The organism is Acinetobacter sp. CY81 (assembly GCF_059515925.1).
In genome coordinates this window covers 496,907-505,358 of record NZ_JCAKNC010000001.1, presented here as the reverse complement: position 1 = coordinate 505,358, position 8,452 = coordinate 496,907, and the positions used below count along the sequence as shown (strand labels likewise).

Here is an 8,452-nt window from a genome sequence, read left to right as displayed (position 1 = left end):
TGTCCTTTGATATCGAATTTGGTTGGACTGCGTTGTGCTTCGTGGATGCGTCCCACCACGAATGGGCGGTCGATGTTGCCGTCGAAGAAGTCGATCACCACAATTTCATCGATGCGGGGTAGGAAGCGTGCACCGTAGCCTTCACCTGCCCATGGGGTCAGTACATCTACCCATGCTGAATCCGTGTCGTTGTTGTTGGAGCCTGCCCCACCATCGGCTTGGTTGTCCTCGGCTCGTGAGAACAGGAAGCGGACTTTGATGCGTCCCCATTCATCGACATGGATTTCTTCGCCACTTGGACCTACGACTTTTGCGCGTTGTGGATGGGCTGCTGGGCGGTGTTGGAGTGGGTTGTATTCTGGAACGGTGATGATGTTGCGTCGCTGCAAGATCAGGCTGTTGCCTTGGCGTTCTTCTTGGTTGTGATCGCGTTTGAAGTTGCTGTTCCAGTTACTTTGTTTGATCAGTTGGTCGATTTGATCGGTCAGGTCTTTGGGTAGGTTGTTCTGGTTGTAGTATTGTTTGCCTGTGATCAGGAATTCTTTGTCTGATCCGCTGTGTTGGTCGATCTCTGGATGTTCGTTGAGTTCGAACCAGTAGCCTACTTGTGTATCGCGTACTGTAGAACTAGCAATGAATTGTTTGCTTTGCGCGTCATAGTAGTTGCTGAGGTTTTGGTTCAGCTTTTCGATTTGGTTGTTGCTGGATGCGGTCGCTTGGTCTTCGCCTTTGAGGTCTTGCATCCACGCTGGGCTGAAGTGCCAGGCTTGTTCTAAGCCTAAGCTTGCGTTGTCTTGGTTGTTGCTGTGTTGGTGTTTGCTTTGTACCGTGCCTGCGCCTTCTTCTTGTTCGAGCACATCGGCTTGCCAGCGTTGGACGTGGACTGCGGTCGGTTGGATGCTGCGTTGTCCGATGAAGCTGGTGATGCTGTCTTGTTTTTCTGTGGCACTGCTGCGGTGGAAGCGGATATTTCTGCGTGCTAGGGCTTGGTATTGGCTGTTGTCGTCAATCAGTCGGAGTTTTTGGGCTTCGATTGGTGTTGCTGATATGGGTACTTGGTGTTGTGCTTCGTCTATCAGCCAGTTGATGCCTTCGCTACGCATGAGGCGTGTTAAAAAATCGTAGTCCGTTTCGTTGCTTTGCATGATGAACGGACGGACGTCGTATTGTTGTTGCAGTCCGCTGAGATCTAGGCTTAGGCTTGCTGCAAACAGTGGGCTTTTGTTTTGCCATTCTTGGAAGATGGTTTCGATCACTTCAACCGCTGATTTGTTCATGAACACACGGCTGTTTCGGCGTTTGTGCCACAGTGTGGTTGCGTCTTCTAAGTTGAGTTTGTAGAGGGTCAGTGAGCCGTCACTTTGCCCTTGGGCTGCTTCGGTGATTATCCCTGTGGTTCTGAATAGTGTGCCATTTTCGGTCACTTGGTCTACGGCAACTTGGCAGCCGATGAATTCTTTGAGGGAGATAGTGGCATTAGTAGATAAACAGATCAGTTCTGCTTTTACGCCTTCGTTAAGCGTGTGTTGTCCGTCTATGCGTTGTAGAAAGACTTCTTGGTTTAGACTTGGATTCGAGAATTGTACGTGTATCGCTCGTTTTTGAGCAGTTAATCCAAGTTTTTCTATAGCCGAAAATATATTGAACTTCATCTAACACATATTCTTTTTATTAATTATATTTAATAAATATTTTAGCAAAAATAATCACAATTAATCAATAAATTTCCATTGTGGAAACTGTTACCTACACCCAAAAATCTATATATAACGAGTTTTTGTACTTAACATAAGCGATAAAACTTAATACTAAAGAGCCAAGAGAAAGGTTCGAAGGGACAACCCTTTTTTATTATTTATTATAAGTAACAACGACATAACATAGATCGAAAAATTAAAATGAAGCACATCGGATCAGGGAAATAAAAAGGATGTGCCTCATTTTAATTTAAACATTATAAGAACTTAGATTTATCAATTTCAGCCATTTTCATGTCAATTTCTGACAAATCAAGATTTAGGCTGCCCACAAAAAGCTGATTCATTCATACCTGCTTGTGCAAAACTCTGTTGCTGCTTTTCTAAGAACAAATCTGAAACCATTTTCATGGCAAAAGCATTTTCATGATGTAGATGGTTTTCACTCAGTGTTTGAATAGTTTTGTATGCCCTAATTCTTTCACATAAAGCATTTTTTTGATCCAAAGCAGATGGCTTTGCATCCGGATCATCCAACAGTAACTTGGTCTGATTAACGATTGCGATCTGCTGATCAATTTGCCGAGTATATTCCTCTAAAGAATATGTTTCAGAAGAGTATTCAACGGCGTACAAAGTGCTTGCTAAAGACAATCCACTGACCATTAGGCAATATCGAAAAATATTTCCAATACTGCCTAGCTTTTTTAAATCATAATATTTCATTGGAAATTAAGACAAATCAGGTTCTGCTTTCCATACATCTTCATAATCATCACGGTCAATCATGAAACGGAAACCAGTTTCTAAAGCCAAATATGGAATGGCTTCAGGTAAAACTTCCTCTAAGGCTTTCACGGTCATGGTTTCAAAAAAGTCTTCACCCTCTTCAAGCTCACCACCATAAATAAACCAACATACATTTTCATCGGTTTCAGGTTTTTTGCGTAAACCCACGATTGGTTCTTTGTCCAATGTCTGTTTGGCTACCGCCACGACATCATCTTCTTTGACTTTAATATATGCAGAATCAAATTCTTCACAAACCAATTTCTGCTCTTCAATAAAATCTTGCAACATAGATGATTCCGTTTTCATCAAAAATTCTTGCTCATTCTATTCTGATGCTGAATACCGTACAACTGAATCAAACATGATTTTTGAATAATAAGGTTTTGGATAATAGACACTATATAACTCGAATAAAGTTTAGATTGCATCTAACTCGATTCGATCGTGATGAGAAGTACGTCAATTTATTAAAGATAGTTCTAAACAGTGCTCAAATTGCATTTTTGCCAATAATTATCTGACCTCGCATCTTTCATCATTGCAATTCAAATACAGAAAAATGAAAGAATCAGCCACTCTAGGATTGTTTTGGCTTCATTACTTCAAGATTAAATGAAATTTAAAAACCTCTGATTTATTCAAGCTAAAAAATTGCAGATCAATTCCCTAAAAACTTAAAACTCTGAATATTCATAACTGTATTCTGTTCTGACGTTTAATGTATAAGAAGATCAAACCAATAAATATTACAGTGCATCAAATATCATTCAAAAAAAATCAAAAAAACCCCCATTAAAAAAATTCAAATACATGTTTTTAAAATAAAAATTTAAAAATATTGAAATTAAAATGAGTTGCTATTTAAATGTTCTACGTATTAAGTGAATCATCATTTATCATAATGGCTTTAAATTAACTCGATGCCTATCTCCATATAAATAAAGTGAACTCATTACATGAAAGCATACTTAGAATTTTGAACATCTAGTACGATCTAAACTCAATAATGTTCTAGATTCCCACAACACATGTACTGCACACGCTCATTATTCAAATAAAAATGAGACATGAATTGAATGATATAAGTAATAGATTTTGTCATTCAAGATGAAATGCTATCAATACGAAAAAATAATAAAAATGTCATATTTTAGCATTGAGGATTGCTTACAAAGTTTGCAAAATACCCTACGAAAAAAATGATATGTCTTTTTGCTGATTTTGAAGAATTTACAAAATTAAAGCAGAAAAACATGCCATAATAGGCAAACTTTGCAAGCATCTTGCAAAATATTTGCACAACATACATTTTGGAGCAGTCTTCATGAGCTCGACCATTTTGGTCATACATGGACCGAATTTAAATTTGCTAGGAAAGCGTGAGCCAGAAGTTTATGGCTATTTGACTCTTGAAGATATCAATCAACAGTTAAGCTTGCAAGCGCAAGAACAATCAATTCAACTTGAAACTTTCCAAAGTAATTGGGAAGGTGCAATTGTAGATCGCATCCATCAAGCTCAAACCGAAGGCATTAAGTTCATCATTATCAACCCTGCTGCACTTACACATACCTCTGTGGCGGTTCGAGATGCTCTTTTAGGTGTTGCTATACCTTTTATAGAAGTACACCTTTCTAATGTCCATGCGCGTGAAGCATTTAGACATCACTCATATTTATCAGATAAAGCGGTTGGCGTAATTTGCGGCTTAGGTGCTCAAGGCTATTCTTTTGCACTCAGTCACGCCACTCAAAAAATTCAATCTTCAACTTCTACACAATCTTAGGAATACGAATCCATGGATATTCGCAAAATCAAAAAGCTCATCGACTTAATGATTGAATCTGATTTACAGTCAATCGAAGTAAAAGAAGGTGATCAATCTATTGCTTTAGCGCGTCGTAACCCTATTGTTGCTGCTGGTGTTGCTCCTCTTCAAGCTGCTACTCCTGAAGCACCAGTTGTGAAAGCTGCTTCTCGTGGTGCTGTAGAAACTTCTCCTATGGTTGGCGTGTTCTATTCAGCACCTAGTCCAGGTGAAGCACCATTTGTAAATGTAGGTCAAACGATTTCTGCTGGCGAAACGCTTGGTATTATTGAAGCAATGAAAATCATGAACCCAATTGAAGCAACTCAAAGTGGCGTGGTTGAAGAAATTTTAGTTAAAAATGGTGATGTAATCCAATTCGGTCAACCGCTATTCCGCTACCGCGCGTAATACTTGGGGGACGACATGTTACAAAAAGTTCTAATTGCAAACCGCGGTGAGATTGCACTTCGCATCACTCGCGCTTGCAAAACCCTCGGTATTAAAACCGTTGGTATTTATTCAGATGCCGACAAAGATCTGATGCATTTACGTTTTGTAGATGAAGCAGTATGTATTGGTCCTGGTGCGAGTAGCGAAAGCTATTTAAATATCCCTGCCATTATTACAGCTGCAGAAATTACAGGTGCTGATGCCATTCACCCTGGTTATGGTTTCCTTTCTGAAAATGCTGAATTTGCAGAAATCGTAGAAAGTTCTGGTTTTATCTTCATTGGTCCACGTCCCGAACATATTCGCCTGATGGGGAATAAAGTTTCAGCGATTAATGCTATGCGTAAAGCTGGCGTTCCAACCGTCCCTGGTTCTGCTCATGCAGTAACACCAAACAATGCATTAGCCGAAGCGAAAGAAATTGGTTTTCCATTGATCGTTAAAGCTGCTGCTGGTGGTGGTGGTCGTGGCATGCGTATCGTTGAACGTGTAGATACACTACTTGAATCAGTTCAAGCGGCTCAACGTGACGCTGAAATGTGGTTTGGTGATGACACTGTTTACATGGAACGCTTTTTACAAAAGCCACGCCATGTAGAAGTTCAAGTGATTGGTGATGGTAATGGACATGCTGTTCATTTATATGACCGTGATTGCTCACTTCAACGTCGCCATCAAAAAGTTTTGGAAGAAGCCCCTGCTCCTAACTTACCAGAAGATGCTCGTGCTGAAATTTTACAAGCTTGTGTAAAAGCATGTGAATTGATGCAATACCGTGGTGCTGGAACATTTGAATTCTTATTTGAAGATGGCGAATTCTTCTTTATTGAAATGAATACTCGTGTTCAAGTAGAACATCCAGTGACTGAAATGGTGACTGGTGTTGATATTATTGAACAACAGCTACGCGTTGCAGCTGGACTTGGCCTTAATCTTCAACAAGAAGACATTCAAGTTCAAGGTCATGCGATCGAATGCCGTATCAATGCTGAAGATCCAACAACATTCCTACCATCACCAGGTAAAATTGAGCAATTTTACACACCAGGTGGCGCGGGAATTCGTTTAGATTCTCATATTTATCCTGGATATAGCATTCCGCCGTATTACGATTCAATGATTGCTAAGCTAATCTCGCATGGTAAAGATCGTGAAACAGCATTGGCTCGTATGAAGCAAGCTTTGGATGAAATCATTTTGACTGGAATTAAAACCAATATTCCACTTCATAAAGATTTGATTCTTGAAGACAAAAACTTTGCTAAACAAGCGATGGATATTCATTACCTTGAAAACCATTTGCTTAAAAAAATCCAAGGTCAAAATGAAGCTTAAATTCATTCAATGATCCATTAAAAAGCCTCTACAATTTAGAGGCTTTTTATATTTTAGAATTATGAAATGATTGTTCAAAAATATACGATTAAGGTAAAACTCTTTTTAATGTCGCAAAACAATCTTTACCTTGCTCTGTTGCACAAAAATTAATTTGAGTTGGAGAATTCCACTTGACGAAATACTGTGATAACTCACCCGCCTGATCTACTGTGTTCCCAGAACAATCCGTCGCATTGTTTTCATAATTCACTTGAATCATTAAAGTCGGAAGTTTTGTCAATGTATTATCTGGTGAGGGTTGATAATCAAACTGTCCTATCGACCATTCTTGAGCACTGTTCACCACGACTTCATTGCCATTTCTAAAATTATAGTACTCAACGCATTTTTTATTTTGTGGAATATCCATTCCCCATAAACCCAATATTTCAGGACGGGTATAAACACCGATCAAATTTTCTTTTTGTGCTTCAACATTTTGTTGCGGTGTTTCAACCGGTAAATCTGCATGTGTAACTGCTATAAAACCCAAAAGTAATGTAATCAGACTGACTGACTTTTTCATACGACATCTGTTAAAAAGTTCTTTAATTAAAAGTATCATAATTATCTATATTCTTATTAGGCATTTAACGTGATATACACAAAAAAACCGAAGATTTAGCATCGTTTCAGCGTACAAAAAACTTTGATGAATCCAAAGATTAAAACCATACTTTTAAAATGGTTTTGATGCTATTCAACATTTGAGTATAAAAAATGATCCTCCGCACAAATTTCAAGAAAAAATATGGACTTAGCTTTAATTAAAGTATTGATTATAAAAATTATCAAGCTATGCTAAAGTGTATAATACAACCACATCTATAAGAGCAGTATAGATAGAAAAATAATAGGTTAATACATTGACTATGTTTACAGCTTCCTCAGATCAATACTTTAAGCAAAACACCAAAGCCTTTTTTATTATTGGCCTGATTGTTATGCTGTGTTGTCTCGCAGGAATCTTTGGACGACCACTCGCATTTTTAGCCATTTTTTGGCCCGCCAATGCCATTTTATTAGGAATGTTTTTAAGATTCCCACAGCTCAATAATCTCGGTGGTTGGTTTGGTGCATTTTCAGGATTTATGCTTGCCGACTTAATGACAGGCAACTATTTTATTCTGACTCTATTTTTAACCATTGCGAATTTACTCAATCCACTGGTTACATTACTGATTATTCGTTTATTAAAACTCAATTATAAAGAATATAATAAAGGCTTAACCTTCCTCTTTCTATTTCTCATCAGTTCATTTGGCGGATGTTTAATCAGCCCAATTTTTGCAGTACTAACCATTCCGCACATTCCAAATACTTTCATGTCAATGGATCGTATTTGGATTGACTTTGGGATGTGGTGGACGGGTGAAATTTTAAACTTAGTCGCATTCTTACCCATTATTTTAGCAATCCCACGGAAACAAGATGTTCAAGGTTACGTTGTTGAGAAAAAACAACAAACGCTGAATCTTCAAAATAGCTTTCCGCTTCTCGCGGTGATTATGTCCGTGACATTAACGCACTTTTTTATCGGCCCTGGTGCGATTATGTTCCCGATTGGAGCTTTAATTTGGGCTGCTCTGACCTATAACTTATTCTTTATTGCAATCATCAACTGTTTCGTCGCAATGTTTATGTATAACAGTATTAGCGTCTATTATTTGGCTGAATCACCAGATGCTTATATTTCAACAACGTTGTCAGTACGTATTGGTTTGTTCATGCTGGCGCTTGGCCCTTTAACTTTAGCGATTATCAGCTTAAACCGTCAGAAACTCTATCATCAGATCTTATATCTTGCCAATCATGATGGATTAACCACGGCGATGAATCGTCGCTATTTCTACGAAGAAAGTGAGCGTACAGTTCAACATCAAACAGCTAAAAGCACAGCCAAAACTGTCACTATTCTTTTACTTGATTTAGATTATTTCAAAAAAATTAATGACAATTACGGACACGCTGCTGGTGATAAAGTTTTACAAGACTTCACCCGTATGGTTCAGTCCCAGATCAGGTCTTCTGATTTGTTTGGACGCATTGGCGGGGAAGAATTTGCAATTTTGCTTAAAGATGTAAGTCTGCAACACAGCGTAGAAATTGCACAACGTATTTGCAATGTAGTGGCTGATACACCTATTGTTTTAGATGATGGTACTAAACTGAATGTCAGTGTCAGTATAGGGTTAAGCCATCAAAGCCTACCTTTCTGCGTGCCATTCCAGCAATTGATTAATCGTGCAGACAGTGCACTTTATGAAGCGAAAGAAAAAGGTAGAAATCGCTTATGTATCGAGCTCGACTTGAGAACAACATAGAA

The 8,452-nt window shown here is 38.5% G+C and carries 8 protein-coding genes; 4 read left to right on the top strand and 4 right to left on the bottom strand.

What is annotated here, in order from left to right; translation table 11 throughout:
* The 3 genes from AC5YDM_RS02385 to AC5YDM_RS02375 form a co-directional block, all read right to left on the bottom strand.
* Positions 1–1,652 (bottom strand): type VI secretion system Vgr family protein (locus AC5YDM_RS02385; protein WP_496150533.1); only part of this gene is annotated, 1,652 nt, incomplete at its 3' end.
* A gap of 357 nt (positions 1,653–2,009) precedes the next feature.
* Positions 2,010–2,423: a hypothetical protein gene (locus AC5YDM_RS02380; RefSeq protein ID WP_496150532.1), complete on the bottom strand. Its 414-nt coding sequence runs from the start codon at positions 2,421–2,423 to the stop codon at positions 2,010–2,012.
* Positions 2,424–2,429: 6 nt separating this feature from the next.
* Positions 2,430–2,777: an immunity protein Imm33 domain-containing protein gene (locus AC5YDM_RS02375; protein WP_496150531.1), complete on the bottom strand. Its 348-nt coding sequence runs from the start codon at positions 2,775–2,777 to the stop codon at positions 2,430–2,432.
* Between the two features lie 1,036 nt (positions 2,778–3,813).
* Here AC5YDM_RS02375 and aroQ point away from each other — a divergent pair.
* From aroQ to accC, 3 genes are read left to right on the top strand one after another with little or no spacing between them, the layout of a single operon-like run.
* Positions 3,814–4,275, top strand: coding sequence for a type II 3-dehydroquinate dehydratase (aroQ, locus tag AC5YDM_RS02370; protein ID WP_496150530.1), 462 nt, complete (start codon positions 3,814–3,816; stop codon positions 4,273–4,275).
* Between the two features lie 12 nt (positions 4,276–4,287).
* Positions 4,288–4,707: an acetyl-CoA carboxylase biotin carboxyl carrier protein gene (locus tag AC5YDM_RS02365; protein ID WP_496150529.1), complete on the top strand. Its 420-nt coding sequence runs from the start codon at positions 4,288–4,290 to the stop codon at positions 4,705–4,707.
* Between the two features lie 15 nt (positions 4,708–4,722).
* Positions 4,723–6,084 (top strand): acetyl-CoA carboxylase biotin carboxylase subunit, encoded by a 1,362-nt coding sequence (gene accC, locus AC5YDM_RS02360; protein WP_496150528.1) that lies wholly within the window; start codon positions 4,723–4,725, stop codon positions 6,082–6,084.
* 88 nt (positions 6,085–6,172) lie between these two features.
* On the opposite strand, the gene AC5YDM_RS02355 is transcribed toward accC, so the two are convergent.
* The gene (locus tag AC5YDM_RS02355; protein ID WP_496150527.1) at positions 6,173–6,652 is read right to left on the bottom strand and encodes a hypothetical protein; all 480 of its coding nucleotides are present in this window, start codon (positions 6,650–6,652) and stop codon (positions 6,173–6,175) included.
* Between the two features lie 346 nt (positions 6,653–6,998).
* Between AC5YDM_RS02355 and AC5YDM_RS02350 the strand changes: the two genes are divergently transcribed.
* Positions 6,999–8,450, top strand: coding sequence for a GGDEF domain-containing protein (locus tag AC5YDM_RS02350; protein ID WP_496150526.1), 1,452 nt, complete (start codon positions 6,999–7,001; stop codon positions 8,448–8,450).
* The last annotated feature ends 2 nt before the right edge of the window (positions 8,451–8,452 follow it).

Coding starts and splice junctions, on each gene's coding strand:
- AC5YDM_RS02365 (WP_496150529.1), top strand. CDS start 4,288: ATGGATATTCGCAAAATCAAAAAGCTCATCGACTTAATGATTGAATCT.
- aroQ (WP_496150530.1), top strand. CDS start 3,814: ATGAGCTCGACCATTTTGGTCATACATGGACCGAATTTAAATTTGCTA.
- accC (WP_496150528.1), top strand. CDS start 4,723: ATGTTACAAAAAGTTCTAATTGCAAACCGCGGTGAGATTGCACTTCGC.
- AC5YDM_RS02350 (WP_496150526.1), top strand. CDS start 6,999: ATGTTTACAGCTTCCTCAGATCAATACTTTAAGCAAAACACCAAAGCC.
- AC5YDM_RS02355 (WP_496150527.1), bottom strand. CDS start 6,652: ATGAAAAAGTCAGTCAGTCTGATTACATTACTTTTGGGTTTTATAGCA.
- AC5YDM_RS02380 (WP_496150532.1), bottom strand. CDS start 2,423: ATGAAATATTATGATTTAAAAAAGCTAGGCAGTATTGGAAATATTTTT.
- AC5YDM_RS02375 (WP_496150531.1), bottom strand. CDS start 2,777: ATGTTGCAAGATTTTATTGAAGAGCAGAAATTGGTTTGTGAAGAATTT.